The organism is Paenirhodobacter enshiensis (genome assembly GCF_000740785.1).
In the GTDB taxonomy this organism is placed as follows: Bacteria; Pseudomonadota; Alphaproteobacteria; order Rhodobacterales; family Rhodobacteraceae; genus Rhodobacter; species Rhodobacter enshiensis.
Window position 1 is genome coordinate 1 of record NZ_JFZB01000090.1, and the last position, 1,014, is coordinate 1,014.

A 1,014-nucleotide genomic window follows, 5' to 3' on the forward strand; every position below is an offset into this window, starting at 1 on the left:
CTCTAGGTGTTTGATCCCACGGTTTGATGGTGCGATCCTTTCTTTGGAATGGAAGGATGCTCTATGGGACAAGTTCGTCACGGCAGCGCCACGACCACGCACGCTGTCCGAGCAGCAATACAGCGATCGCAAGCTTCGCTCGCGCAGCTGAGCCGGGAACTGGGCATCAATCCCAAGACGGTTGCGAAGTGGCGCAAGCGCGCGACGGTCGAGGATATGAAGACCGGTCCGTCGGAGCCGCGTTCGACGATCCTGACGGAGGCCGAGGAGGCGGCCGTCGTTGCGTTTCGGCGCCATACGCTGCTGCCGCTGGACGACTGCCTTTATGCCCTGCAGCCGTCCATCCCGCACCTGACACGCTCGGCGCTGCATCGGTGCCTTCAGCGTCACGGCATCTCTCGACTGCCCGACGTGGATGGCGACAAACCGAAACGGTCTAAGTTCAAGCACTATCCTATCGGCTTCTTTCACATCGATATTGCCGAGGTGCAGACCGCCGAAGGGAAGCTCTATCTCTTTGTCGCAATTGACAGAACCAGCAAGTTTGCCTTCGTTCGCCTCGTCCAAAAGGCGGGGAAGATGGCTGCAGCCCAGTTTTTGCGCGACCTGATCGCAGCTGCGCCATACCGGATCCACACGGTGTTGACCGACAATGGAGTGCAGTTCGCAAATCGCAGCGTCGATACCAGCGCCTTCGAGCACATCTTCGGGCGCGTATGCCGTGAACACGACATCGATCACCGGCTGACCAAGGTGAAACACCCTTGGACCAATGGCCAGGTCGAACGGATGAACCGCACGATCAAGGAGGCCACCGTCAAACGCTTCCACTACGACAGCCATGATCAACTGCGGACGCATCTTGCGGACTTCATGTCCGCCTACAACTTCGCGCGCAGGCTCAAGACCCTCGGCGGCCTCACGCCCTACGAATACATCTGCAAAATCTGGACATCAGAGCCAGATCGATTCATCGTAAATCCGATCCACCAAATGCCGGGACTGAACACCTAG

At 58.5% G+C, this 1,014-nt stretch carries 1 protein-coding gene; it reads left to right on the top strand.

Translation table 11 applies throughout. From position 1 onward, the window contains the following. The first annotated feature begins 63 nt into the window (after positions 1-63). The gene (locus tag CG50_RS16010; RefSeq protein WP_036640675.1) at positions 64-1,014 is read left to right on the top strand and encodes an IS481 family transposase; all 951 of its coding nucleotides are present in this window, start codon (positions 64-66) and stop codon (positions 1,012-1,014) included.

Excerpts from the sequence above, each read along its gene's own strand:
- CG50_RS16010 (WP_036640675.1), top strand. The coding sequence starts at position 64 with ATGGGACAAGTTCGTCACGGCAGCGCCACGACCACGCACGCTGTCCGA.